Annotated in this window: 16 protein-coding genes; 6 read left to right on the top strand and 10 right to left on the bottom strand. The window is 69.1% G+C overall.

Going from position 1 to position 16,200, the window contains the following annotated elements; all coding sequences use genetic code 11:
• Positions 1–12: 12 nt before the first annotated feature.
• A complete protein-coding gene (dacB, locus tag H4N64_RS20420; RefSeq protein WP_186283826.1) occupies positions 13–1,557 on the bottom strand; it encodes a D-alanyl-D-alanine carboxypeptidase/D-alanyl-D-alanine endopeptidase in 1,545 nt (514 codons plus the stop codon).
• A gap of 79 nt (positions 1,558–1,636) precedes the next feature.
• Here dacB and H4N64_RS20425 point away from each other — a divergent pair, with 79 nt between their 5' ends.
• Together H4N64_RS20425 and H4N64_RS20430 are read left to right on the top strand one after the other, a co-directional pair.
• Positions 1,637–2,128: an inorganic diphosphatase gene (locus H4N64_RS20425; protein ID WP_031487466.1), complete on the top strand. Its 492-nt coding sequence runs from the start codon at positions 1,637–1,639 to the stop codon at positions 2,126–2,128.
• A gap of 108 nt (positions 2,129–2,236) precedes the next feature.
• Positions 2,237–3,904 carry a threonine/serine exporter family protein gene (locus H4N64_RS20430; RefSeq protein ID WP_186283827.1) on the top strand — a complete coding sequence of 556 codons (1,668 nt, stop codon included), beginning with the start codon at positions 2,237–2,239 and terminating at the stop codon, positions 3,902–3,904.
• 16 nt (positions 3,905–3,920) lie between these two features.
• On the opposite strand, the gene H4N64_RS20435 is transcribed toward H4N64_RS20430, so the two are convergent.
• Positions 3,921–4,766 carry a VTT domain-containing protein gene (locus H4N64_RS20435; RefSeq protein WP_186283828.1) on the bottom strand — a complete coding sequence of 282 codons (846 nt, stop codon included), beginning with the start codon at positions 4,764–4,766 and terminating at the stop codon, positions 3,921–3,923.
• Positions 4,767–4,914: 148 nt separating this feature from the next.
• Between H4N64_RS20435 and H4N64_RS20440 the strand changes: the two genes are divergently transcribed.
• Positions 4,915–5,280 (top strand): YbjQ family protein, encoded by a 366-nt coding sequence (locus H4N64_RS20440; protein WP_186283829.1) that lies wholly within the window; start codon positions 4,915–4,917, stop codon positions 5,278–5,280.
• Between the two features lie 20 nt (positions 5,281–5,300).
• On the opposite strand, the gene H4N64_RS20445 is transcribed toward H4N64_RS20440, so the two are convergent.
• Entirely contained in the window at positions 5,301–6,062 is a 762-nt protein-coding gene (locus H4N64_RS20445; protein WP_186283830.1) for a TipAS antibiotic-recognition domain-containing protein, read from the bottom strand.
• Between the two features lie 112 nt (positions 6,063–6,174).
• Between H4N64_RS20445 and H4N64_RS20450 the strand changes: the two genes are divergently transcribed.
• Positions 6,175–7,458, top strand: coding sequence for an ion channel protein (locus H4N64_RS20450; protein WP_186283831.1), 1,284 nt, complete (start codon positions 6,175–6,177; stop codon positions 7,456–7,458).
• 26 nt (positions 7,459–7,484) lie between these two features.
• Positions 7,485–8,879, top strand: a complete 1,395-nt coding sequence (locus H4N64_RS20455) for a glutamate decarboxylase (RefSeq protein WP_186283832.1) — start codon at positions 7,485–7,487, stop codon at positions 8,877–8,879.
• Between the two features lie 120 nt (positions 8,880–8,999).
• On the opposite strand, the gene H4N64_RS20460 is transcribed toward H4N64_RS20455, so the two are convergent.
• From H4N64_RS20460 to H4N64_RS20485, 6 genes are all read right to left on the bottom strand, one after another.
• Positions 9,000–9,755, bottom strand: coding sequence for an ABC transporter permease (locus H4N64_RS20460; protein WP_186283897.1), 756 nt, complete (start codon positions 9,753–9,755; stop codon positions 9,000–9,002).
• A 2-nt stretch (positions 9,756–9,757) separates the two neighbouring features.
• Positions 9,758–10,714, bottom strand: a complete 957-nt coding sequence (locus H4N64_RS20465) for an ATP-binding cassette domain-containing protein (RefSeq protein WP_186283833.1) — start codon at positions 10,712–10,714, stop codon at positions 9,758–9,760.
• A gap of 73 nt (positions 10,715–10,787) precedes the next feature.
• A complete protein-coding gene (locus H4N64_RS20470) occupies positions 10,788–11,429 on the bottom strand; it encodes a PadR family transcriptional regulator (RefSeq protein ID WP_186283834.1) in 642 nt (213 codons plus the stop codon).
• A gap of 18 nt (positions 11,430–11,447) precedes the next feature.
• The gene (locus H4N64_RS20475) at positions 11,448–11,984 is read right to left on the bottom strand and encodes a DinB family protein (protein WP_186283835.1); all 537 of its coding nucleotides are present in this window, start codon (positions 11,982–11,984) and stop codon (positions 11,448–11,450) included.
• Between the two features lie 101 nt (positions 11,985–12,085).
• The gene (locus tag H4N64_RS20480; RefSeq protein WP_186283836.1) at positions 12,086–13,546 is read right to left on the bottom strand and encodes an aldehyde dehydrogenase family protein; all 1,461 of its coding nucleotides are present in this window, start codon (positions 13,544–13,546) and stop codon (positions 12,086–12,088) included.
• Between the two features lie 95 nt (positions 13,547–13,641).
• Positions 13,642–14,466: a helix-turn-helix domain-containing protein gene (locus H4N64_RS20485; RefSeq protein ID WP_186283898.1), complete on the bottom strand. Its 825-nt coding sequence runs from the start codon at positions 14,464–14,466 to the stop codon at positions 13,642–13,644.
• Positions 14,467–14,819: 353 nt separating this feature from the next.
• Here H4N64_RS20485 and H4N64_RS20490 point away from each other — a divergent pair, with 353 nt between their 5' ends.
• A complete protein-coding gene (locus tag H4N64_RS20490; RefSeq protein ID WP_260859834.1) occupies positions 14,820–15,314 on the top strand; it encodes an ATP-binding protein in 495 nt (164 codons plus the stop codon).
• Between the two features lie 97 nt (positions 15,315–15,411).
• Here the strand turns inward: H4N64_RS20490 and H4N64_RS20495 are convergent, their stop codons facing one another.
• A complete protein-coding gene (locus tag H4N64_RS20495) occupies positions 15,412–15,681 on the bottom strand; it encodes a DUF397 domain-containing protein (protein ID WP_186283838.1) in 270 nt (89 codons plus the stop codon).
• Positions 15,682–16,200 lie beyond the last annotated feature (519 nt).

Genomic DNA, 16,200 nt, shown 5'->3' on the forward strand with positions numbered 1-16,200 from the left:
GTTCGGGCCGGTTCAGCCGCAGCCGCACGCCGCCAGCGCCGTGGCCGCCGCGTCCAGCGCCGACTGGGCCGCTGCCGGGTCGGTCGTGTCCGTGGCAAGGAACGCGAAGGCCAGGAGGTGGCCGTCCTGGTCCACGACCGTTCCGGCGAGGGCGTTCACGCCGGTCAGGGTGCCTGTCTTCGCTCGTACGACGCCTGCCGCGCCGTCCGTGTAACGGCTGGTCAGGGTGCCGGTGAAGCCCGCCACGGGCAGGCCCGTGAGGATCGGCCGGAGTTCGGGGTGGGCGAGGTCGCCCGACTTCGCCAGCAGTGCGGTCAGTGTGTCCGCCGTGAGGAGGTCGCCGCGGTTCAGGCCGCTGCCGTCCTTGAAGTCGGCGCCGGTCACCGGGAGTCCGAGCCTCTTGAGTTCGGCACGGATCGCGCGGCCCGCGCCGTCGAAGTCGGGGCGTTCGCCGGTGGCGATCGCGGTCTGGCGGGCGAGGGCCTCGGCGATGTCGTTGTCGCTGTTGGTGAGCATGCGTTCGACCAGAGCCGACAGCGGCGGCGAGGAGACCTCGGCGAGGGTCTCGGCGCGGTCGGTCGCCTTGGAGGGGCCGGGGGAGGTGGTCGAGATGCCGTGGTCCTTCAGGAGGTCCGCGAAGGTGCGGGCCGCCTCCGCCGCCGGGTCGGCCGCGCGGGGCGCGGGGCCGCTGGCGGAGTCGTCGGTGCGCGCCTCGTCGGCCATGAGGGCGCTGACCTGGGCGAGGTTGTCGTTGACCCCGATCGGGTGGACCTCGTCGCCCGCGTAGAGCGTGGTGTCGTACGACAGCGTCACCTCGCGCACGCCGTCCTTCTTCAGGGCGGCGGCGGTGTCCTTTGCGAGGGCGCGCAGGCTCGCGAGGCCCTCGGCGTCCTCGCGGGCGGTGAGCGTGGGGTCGCCGCCGCCGACCAGCACCAGTTCCTCGGTGTCGGGTTCCAGGGCGGCGCGGGTGGTGAGGCGGTGGTCGGGGCCGAGGGCGGACAGGGCCGCGGCGGCGGTGGCGATCTTCGTGGTGGAGGCGGGGGTGAGCGCGGTGCCGGCACCGGCGCCGTACAGGCGCTTGCCAGTGGTGACATCGACGACGGAGGAGGAGTGGCGATTGCCGAGCGCGGGGGCGTCCAGGAGCGGGTCCAGGACGCCGGCCAGCGCCTTTCCGCCCGGCGCGGACTTCACCCGGCCGGCCGAGCCACTGAGGCCGCTGAGGACGGATGCGGCGCTGGGGGCGGGTCGGGGCGCCGTGGCCGTCGTAGCGGAATTACGACCGTGATCTGCGCCACCCGTGTGCTCCTGGGCGGCTGCCCGGTCCCGCTCGGCCGTACGCTGACCGGAGGAGTCCCAGGGACCGGCGGCGGTCACCACACCGACGGCGAGAGCGAGGCCTACGGTGGCGGCGCCGGCGGTGTACTGCCAGGTCTTCGGCCTTGTGACCTGCGCCGAGACGGCTCGGCCGAGCCGCACGAGACGCGGTCGTAGGGCGCCCGCGATCCGCGCCGCACGCGGTCTCGCGGCCCGCCAAGACCTCAGCTCTGGCACGACCACCAGCCCCTTTCGCGATCACACACCTGCGTGAGGGACACTTAACCACCAGAACTATGTGCTGATCATGGAGGAGCCACCGGTGGAGTTCGACGTCACGATCGAGATCCCGAAGGGTTCGCGGAACAAGTACGAGGTGGACCACGAGACCGGTCGGATCCGCCTGGACCGTCGACTCTTCACCTCGACCGCCTACCCGACCGACTACGGCTTCGTCGAGAACACCCTCGGCGAGGACGGCGACCCGCTGGACGCGCTGGTCATCCTTGACGAGCCGACCTTCCCGGGCTGCCTCATCAAGTGCCGCGCGATCGGCATGTTCCGGATGACCGACGAGGCCGGCGGCGACGACAAGCTGCTGTGCGTCCCGGCGACCGACCCGCGCGTGGAGCACCTGCGCGACATCCACCACGTGTCGGAGTTCGACCGCCTGGAGATCCAGCACTTCTTCGAGGTCTACAAGGACCTGGAGCCCGGCAAGTCCGTCGAGGGCGCCGACTGGGTGGGCCGTACCGAGGCCGAGGCCGAGATCGAGCGGTCCTACAAGCGCTTCAAGGACCAGGGCGGCCACTGAGCATCCCCGTCCCCTGACGGGCCGCACGCGCACGCGTGCGGCCCGTTTTGGTTTGTGTGCGCATACTGAGGCTTGGCTTTGAGGCGTCGTACAGGGAGCGCTGCGCAAGTGACGGATGCGGAGGACCGCAAGCCGCAGTCGGACGAGGCGAGCGGTACGTTCGACCCCGAGATCACATCCGAGTTCGCCATACCCGAAGGGCTCACCGTCCCCAAGGGCGGGGGCGAGTCGGAGACATCGTCCGAGTTCGCCCTCCCGGACGGGTTCGACGCCCCGCCGGGGCCCGCCGGGGAGCCGGAGGGGTCGGCGTTCAGTACGCCGAGGACCTACCACGCCAAGGACGCGCCGCCCGCGTTCACCCCGGCGACCGGGGTTCCCCTGGTCAGTCTGACGAAGAACGTGCCCTGGCAGGACCGGATGCGCACGATGCTGCGCATGCCGGTGGCCGAGCGGCCCGCGCCGGAGCGGATCCCCAAGACCGAGGAGGAGGGTCCGGCCGTCCCGCGCGTGCTCGACCTGACGCTGCGCATCGGCGAGTTGCTGCTGGCGGGCGGGGAGGGCGCGGAGGACGTCGAGGCGGCGATGTTCGCGGTCTGCCGGTCGTACGGCCTGGACCGCTGCGAGCCGAATGTCACCTTCACGCTGCTGTCGATCTCCTACCAGCCCTCGCTGGTGGACGATCCGGTGTCGGCGGCGCGTACGGTACGGCGGCGCGGGACCGACTACACACGGCTCGCGGCCGTGTTCCGGCTGGTGGACGACCTCAGCGACCCGGAGAGCCATCTCTCCCTGGAGGAGGCCTACCGGCGGCTCGCGGAGATCCGCCGTAATCGGCACCCGTATCCGACCTGGGTGCTGACATCGGCGAGCGGGCTGCTGGCCGGCGCTGCCTCGGTGCTCGTCGGTGGTGATCTGATCGTGTTCATCGCCGCGGCGGTGGGCGCGATGCTCGGCGACCGGCTGGCGTGGCTGTGCGCGGGGCGGGGGCTGCCGGAGTTCTACCAGTTCACGGTGGCCGCGATGCCTCCCGCCGCGATAGGTGTCGCGCTGAATCTGGCGCATGTGGACGCGAAGGCGTCCGCCGTGATCACCGGTGGGCTGTTCGCGCTGCTGCCCGGGCGGGCGCTGGTGGCGGGCGTGCAGGACGGTCTGACCGGCTTCTACATCACCGCCTCCGCGCGCCTGCTGGAGGTCATGTACTTCTTCGTCGGGATCGTCGTCGGGGTGCTGGTGGTCCTGTACTTCGGCGTGAACCTCGGCGCCAAGCTGAACCCCGACGCGGCGCTGAGCATCTCCTCGCGGCCGCTGTGGCAGATCGGCGCGTCGATGCTGCTGTCGCTGACCTTCGCGGTGCTGCTGCAGCAGGAACGGCCCACCGTGCTGGCGGTGACCCTGAACGGCGGGGTCGCCTGGTCGGTGTACGGCGCGATGCACTACACCGGCGGCCTGTCGCCGGTTGCCTCTACGGCCGTGGCGGCGGGGCTGGTGGGGCTGTTCGGGCAGTTGCTGTCGCGGTACCGGTTCGCTTCGGCGCTGCCGTACACGACCGCGGCGATCGGGCCCCTGTTGCCGGGGTCCGCCACCTACTTCGGGTTGTTGTCCATCGCGCAGAACGAGGTGGACAAGGGGTTGGTGTCGCTGGCCACGGCGGCGTCCTTGGCCATGGCCATTGCCATCGGGGTGAATCTGGGCTCGGAGATCTCGCGGATGTTCTTGCGGATTCCGGGTGGGGCCGGGCAGGGGCGCAAGGCTGCGAAGCGGACTCGGGGGTTCTGAGCCCCCTTAGGGGGTTCTAGTAGCCCTGGTTGTAGGGGTACTGGTTGTTCTGCTGCTGGTCGTACTGCTGGTTGCCGTACGGCTGGGGGTACTGCTGGGCGTAGGGCTGCTGCTGGCCGTAGTACTGCTGCTGAGGGGGCTGGTCCGTCGGGTCGATGCGGCGGAGTTGGGTCGTCGCGTCGTCCATCATCTGCGGGTGCTGCTGCTGGTGGGGCTGGACCGCCGGGGCCTGGGCCGCCGCTCGCTTCTTCTTCGAGCGCTCGCGCAGGTACTCGATGATGATCGGGACGATCGAGACAAAGACGATCAGGATGAGGATCGCCTCGACGTTGGTCTTGATGAAGTCGATCTGGCCGAGCCAGTAGCCGGCGAGCGTGACGCCGGTGCCCCAGGCAACGCCGCCGATGATGTTGTACGTCAGGAAGGTGCGGTACTTCATCCGGCCGGCGCCGGCCACGATGGGTGCGAAGGTGCGCACGATCGGCACAAAGCGGGCCAGGACGATCGCCTTCGGGCCGTACTTCTCCATGAACTCGTGCGCCTTCTCCAGGTTCTCCTGTTTGAAGAGCTTGGAGTTGGGGCGGTTGAAGAGCTTCGGACCGAAGAACTTGCCGATCATGTAGCCGACCTGGTCGCCGATGACGGCGGCGAGCACGATCAGGGAGCAGACCAGCCACAGGGGCTGGCTGATGTAGTTCCCCTCGGCCACGAAGAGGCCCGCCGTGAACAGCAGCGAGTCACCGGGCAGGAACGCGAAGAGGCCGGACTCGGCGAAGACGATCAGCAGAATGCCGGGAAGGCTGAAGGTCTCGATCAGATAGTCCGGGCTGAGCCACTCGGGGCCGAGCGCAAGCGTGGTCACGGGTTCGTGGCTCCTGCGGGGTGGGGCGGGCGGGGGCTGGCTGCTAAACGTACCAACGCGGCACTACTACCAACGCACCGCTGGATGCCCAGGTTCCATGGGTGCACACAGGATGCCCTTTGCGACGGCTCGGGCAAAGCTGTGAACCATGGGTATCGATGAGTACGGCGGCGGACAGGGTCCCCAGCCCGACGTCCTGGTGGTCACCACGAACGACGTACCCGGTCACCGGGTCCAGGAGGTCATCGGCGAGGTCTTCGGGTTGACGGTGCGCTCCCGGCATCTGGGCAGCCAGATCGGCGCGGGGCTGAAGTCGATGATCGGCGGTGAGCTCAAGGGGCTCACCAAGACGCTGGTGCAGACCCGCAACCAGGCCATGGAGCGGCTGGTGGAGCAGGCACGCGCGCGTGGGGCCAACGGGGTGCTGGCGTTCCGGTTCGATGTGACCGATGCCGCCGACGTGGGCACCGAGGTGTGCGCGTACGGGACTGCTGTGGTCCTGGTCCGGGAGTAGAGCCACTCCCGGACCAGGGATCACGCGGTGTGGCGGGCGGCGTTCGCCTTGATCGCGTCCCTCAGATGTTCGGCCAGGCCCGGGTGCATGGCGTCGTAGAACGCCTTGAAGCGCTCGTCGGAGACGTACATGTCGCCGAAGCACCGGTGCATCTCGTGGGGGACCTCGAAGTAGTACCTGCTGATGTGCTGCCGGTGTTCCTCGGCGAGGTCCATGGCCGCCTCGCCGGACGGCTGCTCGCCGGCCGCCACGAGGGCCGCGTACCGCTCGCCCCAGTCGTCGACCTCGGCCTGAATGCGCTTCCAGTCCTCCTTGGTGTACGTCGCGGCGCGGCGCTGGGACTCGGCGTACGCCTCGGTGTTGCCCCAGCGTGCCTCCGCCTCCTCGCGGTACTGCTCGGGGTCCTTTTCCCCGAAGACCTCGAAGCGCTCCTCCGGCGTGAGATTGATCCCCATCTTGCGTGCCTCCATGGCCTGCTCCACGGCCGCCGCCATCTTCTGCAGCTTCTCGATCCGGGCGGTCAGCAGCTCGTGCTGGCGGCGCAGATGCGCGCGCGGGTCGGTGTCCGGATCGTCGAGCAGGGCAGCGACCTCGTCGAGCGGAAAGCCGAGCTCCCGGTAGAACAGGATCCGCTGCAACCGGTCCAGGTCGCCGTCGCTGTAGCGCCGGTGGCCCGCGTGGTTGCGCTCGCTGGGGACGAGCAGGCCTATGTCGTCGTAGTGGTGCAGTGTGCGCACCGTCACTCCGGCGAAGCCCGCGACCTGTCCCACGGAGTAGCTCACTTCGTCCGCTCCCTTCTCGGTACGCACTCCACGGTGAATCCTCACGCCACGTGAGGTGCAAGCCCATTCGATATGGCCGTATCGCCTGGTTTGCCCGTTTATCGTGTCCCTCGTGCCTCAGGACACCGCGCCGCAGGCGCCCGCCGCCCCGGCGCCCTCGGCACGCGCCCTGCTGCCGCTGATCCTCCCCTCCCTGCTGGTGGGCGTGGGTGCCAGCCTGCTGTTCCTCGGGGTGAGCGAGGCGGCCGAGGCATTCCAGGACGTGCTCTGGCAGGACCTGCCCGACGCGCTGGGCGTGGGCCGCTACTCCGTGCTGTGGATGCTGGTCATGCTGACCACGACCGGAGTGGCCGTCGGTCTGGTGGTGTGGAAGGCGCCCGGGCACGCCGGACCCGATCCGGCCACCACCGGTCTGGCCGCGCCCACGCTGCCGCCCGTCGTGCTGCCGGGGCTGCTGCTGGCGGCCACCCTGATGCTCGCGGGCGGACCGAGTCTCGGCCCGGAGAACCCGATCATCGCCGTCAATGTGGGGCTCGCCGTCTGGTGCGGGCGCCGCTTCCTGCCCCGGGCGCCGGGCGCTCTGTGGGCCGCACTGGCGGAGGCCGCGACGATCGGCGCGCTGTTCGGCACACCGGTGGCGGCGGCGCTGGTGATCTCGGAGGCACTGGCCGGACGGCAGACGAAGGGGGCGCTGTGGGACAACGTCTTCGCGCCGCTCGTGGCGGCCGCCGCCGGGGCGATCACCACCACGCTGGTGGCGCATCCGAGCTTCGACCTGGATCTGCCGGCCTTCGGGCGACCCGGCTGGGGCGATCTGCTGACGGCCCTGGTGATCGCGTCGGCGGGCGCGCTGCTCGGAATGGCGGCGGTGTACGCCTTCCCGTACGTCCACGCCGCCTTCGCCCGGCTGCGGCACCCGATGCTGATGCTTCCGCTGGGCGGGCTCGTGCTGGGGCTGCTGGGGGCCCTGGGCGGGCATCTGACGCTCTTCAAGGGGCTGGACGAGGTCGCGGAGCTGGCGAGCGATCCCGAGGGCTGGTCGGCGGGCGGGTTCGCGGGGATGGCGGTGGTGAAGCTGGCCGCGCTGCTCGTCGCCACCTGCTGCGGCTTCCGGGGCGGGCGGATCTTCCCGGCCGTGTTCGTCGGGACGGCCCTGGGCCTGTGCGCCCATGCCCTGGTGCCGGACGTGCATCCGGCGCTCGGGGTCGCGACGGGCGTGCTCGGGGTGCTGCTCGCCATCACCCGGCAGGGCTGGGTGAGCCTGTTCACCGCCGCCGTCCTGGTGTCCTCCCCCGAGATCCTGGCCCTGTTGTGCATCGCGTCGCTCCCCGCCTGGCTGCTGGTGACCGGACGCCCGCAGATGCAACTGCGCGAGGACGGCACTCCCGTCCGCTGAACACCCCGAACCACTAGGAGACTTCGATGGCACTGCACAAAGGACCCGACCGACCCGACCAGCGCCCTGCGTCCGTCAATCCCTTCTACGGGGAGGCCAATCCGGTCGGCGGCATGACCGAGGCGCCGCCCCAGCACCGGCTCCCGGACAGCCCGCTGCCGCCGACGACGGCCTACCAGCTCGTCCACGACGAACTGATGCTGGACGGCAACTCCCGGCTGAATCTCGCCACCTTCGTCACCACCTGGATGGAGCCGCAGGCCGGGGTGCTGATGACGGAGTGCCGGGACAAGAACATGATCGACAAGGACGAGTACCCGCGCACCGCCGAGCTGGAGCGGCGCTGTGTGGCGATGCTCGCCGACCTGTGGAACGCGCCCGATCCGTCGGCCGCCGTGGGCTGTTCGACGACCGGTTCCAGCGAGGCGTGCATGCTCGCGGGGATGGCGCTCAAGCGCCGGTGGAGCAAACGGAACACGGGTGGCCGCCCGAATCTCGTCATGGGCGTCAACGTCCAGGTCTGCTGGGAGAAGTTCTGCAACTTCTGGGAGGTGGAGGCCCGCATGGTCCCGATGGAGGGCGGCCGGTACCACCTCGATCCCCAGGTGGCGGCCGAGCTGTGCGACGAGAACACCATCGGGGTCGTGGGCGTCCTCGGCTCCACCTTCGACGGGTCCTACGAGCCCATCGCCGACCTGTGCGCCGCCCTGGACGCCTTCCAGGAGCGCACCGGGCTCGACATCCCGGTGCATGTGGACGGCGCCTCGGGCGGGATGGTCGCCCCCTTCCTCGACGAGGACCTGGTCTGGGACTTCCGCCTCCCGCGCGTGGCCTCCATCAACACCTCCGGGCACAAGTACGGGCTGGTCTACCCGGGCGTCGGCTGGGCGCTGTGGCGCGACAAGGCGGCGCTGCCCGAGGAACTCGTCTTCCGCGTGAACTACCTGGGCGGCGACATGCCGACCTTCGCGCTGAACTTCTCCCGCCCCGGCGCCCAGGTCGTCGCGCAGTACTACACCTTTCTTAGGCTGGGCCGCGAGGGCTACCGGGCCGTGCAACAGGCCTCCCGGGACGTCGCGAACCGTCTCGCCGGGCACATCGAGTCCCTCGGCGACTTCGAACTGCTCACCCGAGGCGACCAGTTGCCCGTCTTCGCCTTCACCACGGCGCCGGACGTGAAGGCGTACGACGTCTTCGACGTGTCCCGCAGGCTGCGCGAGCACGGCTGGCTGGTCCCCGCGTACACCTTCCCGCCGAACCGTGAGGACCTGTCCGTGCTGAGGGTGGTGTGCCGCAACGGCTTCTCGACGGACCTCGCCGCCCTGCTCATGGACGACCTCCAACGCCTGCTGCCGGAACTGCGACGGCAGCAGCATCCCTTGGGGCGCGAGGCGGCGCGGGCGACGGCGTTTCATCACTAGGGCGCGTTTCGCCGCAAGGCGCGCTCGCCGTTTCATGGCCCCCCCGATCTGCGGTGCTCAGCAGCCGATTGCTACTTCTGATACACCGCAGACCGGGCCCGGGTTCCACCCCGCACCCGACTACTTGCTCAGCCGCCCGAACCGCCGCACCGCCAGCGGGAAGAACACCCCCAGCAGCACCAACGGCCAGACGACCGCCGCCCCCACATGCTCCGTGCCCGTGCCGGCGAACAGGTCGCGTACGGCCGTCGCCGTCCGGGACATCGGGTTCCACTCGACGGCCGTGCCCAGCCAGTCGGGCATGGAGCCGGGATGGGCGAGGGCGTTGGACAGGAAGCCGATCGGCCAGACCAGGATCTGCACCGCCTGCACCATCTCCGGCTTCCCGGCCACCAGCGCCAGGTGGATGCCGATCCACAGCATGGCGAAGCGGAAGAGCAGCAGCAGTCCCACGGCGCCCAGGAAGGCGCCCAGGTCGCCATCCACGCGCCAGCCGAGCGCATACCCGACGGCCATCATCACCGTCAGGGCCAGTGCCGACTGGAGCATGTCGGCTGCGGAACGGCCCACCAGCACTGCCCCGTTGGCCATCGGCATGGTACGGAACCGGTCGATCACGCCCTTGTTGAGATCCTGGGTGACCGCGATCATCGTGCCCTCCAGGCCGAAGGCCATGGTGAGCGCGAGCATGCCGGGGACGAGATAGTCGATGTAGGAGCCCTCAACGCCCCGGCCGCCCCCGATGAGGTAGCCGAACATCAGCAGCAGCATGACGGGGAAGACCAGGCTGACCACGACCTGCACGGGCTGCCGTGCCCAGTGGGCGAGTTCACGGCGGGTCATGGTCCAGGAGTCGGTCAGCGCGTAGGTGCTCAAGGTCATGCGGGCTCCTTCACTCGGCGGTCGTCTCCGGTCAGGTGCAGGAACACCTCGTCCAGGGTCGGGCGGCGCAGGGCGACGTCCTCCGCCTCGATGCCGGCCTCCTGAAGGGCCCGTACGACCCCGGAGAGCGCCGCCATCCGGTCGGTGACCGGGGCGCTCAGCAGCCGGCGGTCGGTGTCGACCCGGACGCCCGCCGGGTCGAACGGCAACAGGGCGACGGCGGCGCCCAGTTGGCCCGCGTCGCGCAGGACGACGTCGATGCGGTCGCCGCCGGTGGCCGCCTTCAGCTCGTCGGCCGTGCCGTCGGCGACGACCCGTCCGGCGTCCACGACCGAGATGCGGTCGGCGAGCTGGTCGGCCTCCTCCAGGTACTGGGTGGCGAGCAGGACCGTCGTACCGCCGCCGACCAGGGAGCGGACCGCGGTCCACACCTCGGCGCGGCCGCGTGGGTCGAGGCCGGTCGTGGGTTCGTCCAGGAACAGCACCTCCGGGTCGGTGATCAGGGACGCGGCGAGGTCCAGGCGTCGCCGCATACCGCCGCTGTACTGCCGTACCGCCTTGCGGCCGGTGTCGGTGAGGCCGAAGCGCTCCAAGAGCTCGTCGGCGCGCACGCGCGCGTGGCGGGCGCCCAGGTGGTACAGACGGCCGAACAGCTCCAGGTTCTGCCTGCCGCCGAGCTCCTCGTCGAGGGCCGCGTGCTGGCCGAGCAGGCCGATGCGGACGCGGACCGCGCGGGACTCGGTCACCACGTCGTGCCCGGCCACCTCGATCCGGCCGCTGTCGGGCCGCAGGAGGGTGGAGAGGACGCGGACCAAGGTGGTCTTGCCCGCGCCGTTCGGCCCCAGCACCCCGTGCACGGTGCCGCGCGCGACCCGTAGGTCGAGCCCGTCCAGTGCCTTCTTCTCGCCGTACTTCTTGTGTGCGCCTTCGACGGTGATCGCCGTGTCGGCCACGGACTCTCCTTCGTTAGTCAAAGTTGACTACCCGCCCGAGGCTAATACCCCGGACTTCAGTCGTCAAACTTGATTAGCGCACATCGCCCGGATGCCGCTCTCCCGTCGCGTACGGGTTCTCCTCGCCCTCCGTGAGGACACCGACGAACGGCTCGCCCTCCCCCGCGAAGGTGTACGCGCCGCCCTCGATCCGGTCGATCAGCCCCTGGGTCCACTCGGCCTCGGCGTCGGCCGTATGGACCCAGAGGTTCATGATCTCGCCGATATGGCCCAGCTGGCCGGGGCCCTCCTCGGGCACGTAGTGCTCAGTGACGGCCGACCGCCACTCCTCGCTGCGCCGGATCCGCTCCTTGAGCAGGGCCACCGTCTCCGCGCGCGGGAGGTCGACCATGAAGCCGATGGCCGCCGACTTCACGTCCATCTTCTGGTCGTAGGAGGTCAGCGCCTCACGGACCAGCCGCAGATACTCCTCGGTGCCCTGGTCCGTGATCTCGTACTCGGTGCGGGGCGGGCCCCCTGCCGTGGACGGCGCGATCTCGTGCGCGTGCAGCAGTCCCTGCTTCGCCATCTGCTTCAGGGCGTGATAGATCGAGCCGGGCTTGGCGTTGGACCACTCGTGCGCGCCCCAGTACTCCAGGTCGTTGCGCACCTGGTAGCCGTGGGCCCGACCGTGCTGACGCACCGCGCCGAGCACCAGGAGACGGATCGCTGACATGCGGTCCAGGTTATGACCTCAGCTTTCGGCGAGGGCAACCAGATCGAACGCCGTCTTCCCGTCCAGGGACTCCCGGATGATGTCGGCGTGCCCCGCGTGCCGGGCCGACTCGCGGATCAGGTGCAGCACCAGCCAGCGCAGGGACACCCGGCCCTCCGGCGGGAACCACGGCATGTCGGGCAGCGCGAAGGTGTCGTCGAGGCTCGGCGCCGAGCGGATGAAGGCCTCGGTCTCGGCGGCGACCTTCTCCCAGTAGTCCAGCTGCGAGGCGACCGTCTCCCCGTCGACCAGCATGAAGCACTCGTGCCAGTTCGACCGGTCCCGCAGCACGGCCGGCGGCTCGCCCTTGGCCAGCGAGATCCAGTACTGCTCGACCTCGGCCACATGCTTGACCAGACCGGCCAGGGACAGCTCGCTGGCGCTGGGCCGCGAGGACGCCTGCTCGTCGGTCAGCGCGAGCACCGCCCGGCGGATGCCGCCGCGCTGCTCGGCCAGGAAGTTCAGCAGGGCTCCGCGCTCGTCGCCGTACTCTTCCGCGGGAACCTGGGTGACCATGGCGGCCGCCTTTCGTCGGTGTGGCTCCTTGCCTGACACCGACGAAGCTACGGGCCATTGAGGTCAGGTTCCGTCCTCAATGGCCCGCCCGGTCGAAAGATCTAGAACGGGAACCCGCTCCGCCCGTGCTGCACAGAGATCCACTTCAGCGTGGTGAACGCGTCCAGCATCGTCTCGCCGTTCAGGCGGCCGAGGCCGGAGTGCTTCTCGCCGCCGAAGGGGACGATCGGCTCGTCGTGGACGGTGCCGTCGTTCACATGGAACATGCCCGTGTCGATCCGCTTGGCGAAGGACACGCCCCGCTCGACGTCACCGGTGTGGACGGCGCCGCTCAGGCCGTAGGGGGTGTCGTTGACGAGGCGTACGGCCTCCTCCTCGCCGTCGAACGGGATGAGGAAGACGACCGGGCCGAAGACCTCCTGCTGGAGCAGGGCGGAGTCGGCCGGCAGGCCGGTCAGCACGGACGGCTCGACCAGGTTGTCGGTGGTCGCACCCCGCACCAGCGCGGTCGCGCCCTCGGCGACGGCCTGCTCGACGACGCCCGAAAGGGCGTCCGCCTGCGAGGAGTTGATGACCGGGCCGATGACGGTCTCCGGGTCGCGAGGGTCGCCCGACTTGAGCGTTTTCACCTTGGTGACGAACTTCTCGGTGAACTCGTCCGCGATCGTACGGTCGACCAGGACGCGGTTGGCGGCCATGCAGACCTGGCCCTGGTGGACGTACCGGCTGAAGACCGCGGCGTCGACGGCGTAGTCGAGGTCGGCGTCGTCAAGGACCACCAGTGCGCTGTTGCCGCCGAGTTCGAGGACGGAGCGCTTGAAGTGCGAGGCGCAGACGGTGGCGACATGGCGGCCGACCTTGTCGGAGCCGGTGAACGAGATGACCTTCGGAATGGGGTGCTCGATGAAGGCGTCGCCGATCTCCGCTATGTCGGTGACGACGACATTGAGCAGACCGGCGGGCAGGCCCGCGTCCTCGAAGAGCTTCGCGACCAAAGTGCCGCCGACGATCGGGGTGTTCTGGTGCGGCTTGAGGACCACGCCGTTGCCGAGCGCGAGGGCCGGGGCGACCGACTTCAGCGACAGCAGGAAGGGGAAGTTGAAGGGGCTGATCACACCGACGACACCGACCGGGACGCGGTAGACGCGGTTCTCCTTGCCGTCCACCGGCGAGGGGATGATCCGGCCCTCGGGGCGCAGCGCCAGATGGACCGCCTCGCGCAGGAACTCCTTGGCGAGGTGGAGTTCGAAGCCCGCCTTGAGACGCGTACCGCCGAGTTCGGCGATGATCATCTCGCTGATCTCCGCCTCACGGTCCTCGATCAGTCTGAGGACCTTCTCGAAGACGGCGCGACGCGCGTACGCGTTGGTCGCGGCCCATTCCTTCTGGGCGCGCGCGGCGGCCTGGTAGGCCTGATCCACCTCGTCGACCGTGGCTATGGTGATCGAGGCGAGCTTCTCACCGTCGTACGGGTTGAAGTCGATGATGTCCCAGGAGCCAGTGCCCGGGCGCCACTCACCGTCGATGTACTGCTGGGCCAGGTCGGTGAAGTAGGACGACATGTGATCCCTCAAATCCCTAGCGGACATCCCTGCGGAACACCTGATCAGCTTCTGATCATCTCCACGGTCTGATCACACGTCATCGTACTTGTGTTTCAAGACAGTTGAAGAAGTCCTCGAAGAAGGTCGCGGCTCTCGGCCGGGCCCGGACTGTCGTGCTGGAGCTCCTTGAGCGCCTTCTCGTACTGGGAGACGTCCTCGTGCTTGTCCAGATACAGCGCACTGGTCAGCTGCTCCAGATAGACGACGTCCGACAGGTCGGACTCGGGGAAGCTGAGGATGGTGAAGGCGCCGGACTCGCCGGAGTGGCCGCCGAAGCGGAACGGCATGACCTGGAGGCGGACGTTGGGGCGCTCGGAGATCTCGATCAGATGCTGGAGCTGACCGCGCATCACCTCGCGGTCGCCGTAGGGGCGGCGCAGAGCGGCCTCGTCGAGGACGATGTGGAACTCGGGGGCGTTCTCGTCGACGAGGTACTTCTGCCGCTCCAGACGCAGCGCCACCCGCCGCTCGACGTCGGCCTCGCTCGCGCCCTTCATGCCGCGCCGGACGACCGCGCGGGCGTAGGCCTCGGTCTGCAGCAGACCGTGCACGAACTGCACCTCGTACGCCCGGATCAGCGCGGCGGCGCCCTCCAGGCCGACGTAGGTGGGGAACCAGCTGGGCAGCACATCGGAGTAACTGTGCCACCAGCCCGCGACGTTGGCCTCCTTCGCGAGGGAGAGCAGCGAAGTGCGCTCGACGTCGTCGGTGATGCCGTACAACGTCAACAGGTCTTCCACGTCCCTGGTCTTGAAGCTCACCCGGCCCAACTCCATCCGGCTGATCTTCGACTCGGACGCGCGGATCGAGTACCCCGCGGCCTCACGCGTGATCCCGCGTGCCTCACGCAGTCGCCTGAGTTGCGAGCCGAGCAGCATGCGCCGCACCACCGATCCGGGCTCTCCCGCGCTCACGTTCGCCAGCCTCCCCAACCTCTTCAGGGCCCGAAGTCTGCCACTAAAACACTCCGAGCTGTACTCGTCCGATTACAGAGACGGAAAGAAGCCAAAGATTTCCTTCAGGAAGGAGGAAGCGAAGTTCAAGCGGGGGGCAGGAAGATGGCGGAAAAAATGGCCAACAAGCGGTACGGGAGGGTCTAATTCGGTCACGTGCACGTGCATCTGCCCTTGCATCTGCTGTACGCATCCGAAACCATGGTCCCGCGCAACCGCTGCATCGCAACGACCGCGAATTCCCGGGAGTGCCTCGCATGGGGACGAATGGATCGACCATGCTCGAGCCGTTACGGCAGGGCCTTCCGCCGCTGGATCCCGCGGCCGTGTCCAACGCCGCCTCCTGTGCTCTGCCCGCCCGCTACGAAGCGGTGCGCGAGGCCCGGCAGTTCACCCGCAGAACACTGGACCAGTGGGACATAGGCGAGAGATTCGACGACGTCTGCCTGGTGGTGTCCGAACTCGTCACCAACGCACTGCGGCACGCACTGCCGACGAACCACGCGCGCGTGCCCGACCAGACGCCGCCGGTACGCCTGCACCTGATGCGATGGACCGAGCGACTGGTGTGCGCGGTGCGCGACCCCAGCCACGACAGCCCCGTCGCGCGCGACTCGGACGACTTCTCGGCGGAGTCGGGGCGCGGACTGTTCCTGGTGGACTCCTTCGCGGACAGCTGGGGCTGGCACCCGCTGGCCGGCACGCTCAACGGCAAGGTGGTCTGGGCGCTGTTCCGGCTGCCGCACAAGCCGCAGCCGAACCCCGTCGACTGATGAGCCGCGGCGCTTCACGGCGCCGTGGCTCTACGCGCGTCACGCGCACATAAGGCACCGATTGCCGGAAAAGTTCCAGGAGTTGCCCGGCCGGGCCTCAGCCCGCTATCAAGTGGTCGAACTCGCCGTCCTTGATGCCCAGGAGCATCGCCTCGATCTCGGCGCGTGTGTAGACGAGCGCCGGACCGTCCGGGAACCGCGAGTTGCGCACGGCAACGTCCCCGCCGGGCAACCGGGCGAACTCCACGCAGGAGCCCTGCGAGTTGCTGTGCCTGCTCTTCTGCCATGCCACACCGTCGAGCTGCGTGGCGGCCATGCCGTTGTACACGCCGGACGCGTCGTCAACGTCGTACACGTCGTGGTCCACAGGTCGCTCCCCGGTGGTGCACTGGCTGGTGAGGCCATTGATGCAGTGGTCAACTGACCCGGATCATAACCCTGTTCATGTGCAGATGCATGGGAGGATGCACGGGCAGATGCACGTGCACGCGGGGTGTTCCTGCGGTTACAGCTGCGACGTGCGCTTCGGTGAAGCCGTTCCAGCGTCTCCCCCAAAGCCCGCAGAACATGCGACCGTCATCCCCCGTCCATGATCTTCCGTGCCGTCGACTGAGCGGGATCGTCCGGATCGAACCGCTCATGTCCTAGGAAGAGACGCATGGAACGCGCTTCCTGTTCCCTCGTTATGTGACGGTTCAATCAGCGGAGGTGTCCGGAACGACGTCGTCCCAGTGGACGCTCGGCATCCGCTGGGACGACGTAGGAGAGGGCCGCCACCTCGACAACGCCACGGAAGTCGATGCGTGGACGCGACATCGGGGTCGTGCGGTGGTCGGCACGCACGAGCCTCGGGTCGCTCTCGGGTGCGGTGCCCGTGTCGGGTCTT

It is taken from the genome of Streptomyces cupreus, from assembly GCF_014257025.1.
GTDB lineage: Bacteria > Actinomycetota > Actinomycetes > Streptomycetales > Streptomycetaceae > Streptomyces > Streptomyces cupreus.

Excerpts from the sequence above, each read along its gene's own strand:
- H4N64_RS20440 (WP_186283829.1), top strand. The coding sequence starts at position 4,915 with ATGGGTATCGATGAGTACGGCGGCGGACAGGGTCCCCAGCCCGACGTC.
- H4N64_RS20455 (WP_186283832.1), top strand. The coding sequence starts at position 7,485 with ATGGCACTGCACAAAGGACCCGACCGACCCGACCAGCGCCCTGCGTCC.
- H4N64_RS20470 (WP_186283834.1), bottom strand. The coding sequence starts at position 11,429 with ATGTCAGCGATCCGTCTCCTGGTGCTCGGCGCGGTGCGTCAGCACGGT.
- H4N64_RS20475 (WP_186283835.1), bottom strand. The coding sequence starts at position 11,984 with ATGGTCACCCAGGTTCCCGCGGAAGAGTACGGCGACGAGCGCGGAGCC.
- H4N64_RS20480 (WP_186283836.1), bottom strand. The coding sequence starts at position 13,546 with ATGTCGTCCTACTTCACCGACCTGGCCCAGCAGTACATCGACGGTGAG.
- H4N64_RS20485 (WP_186283898.1), bottom strand. The coding sequence starts at position 14,466 with ATGCTGCTCGGCTCGCAACTCAGGCGACTGCGTGAGGCACGCGGGATC.
- H4N64_RS20490 (WP_260859834.1), top strand. The coding sequence starts at position 14,820 with ATGCTCGAGCCGTTACGGCAGGGCCTTCCGCCGCTGGATCCCGCGGCC.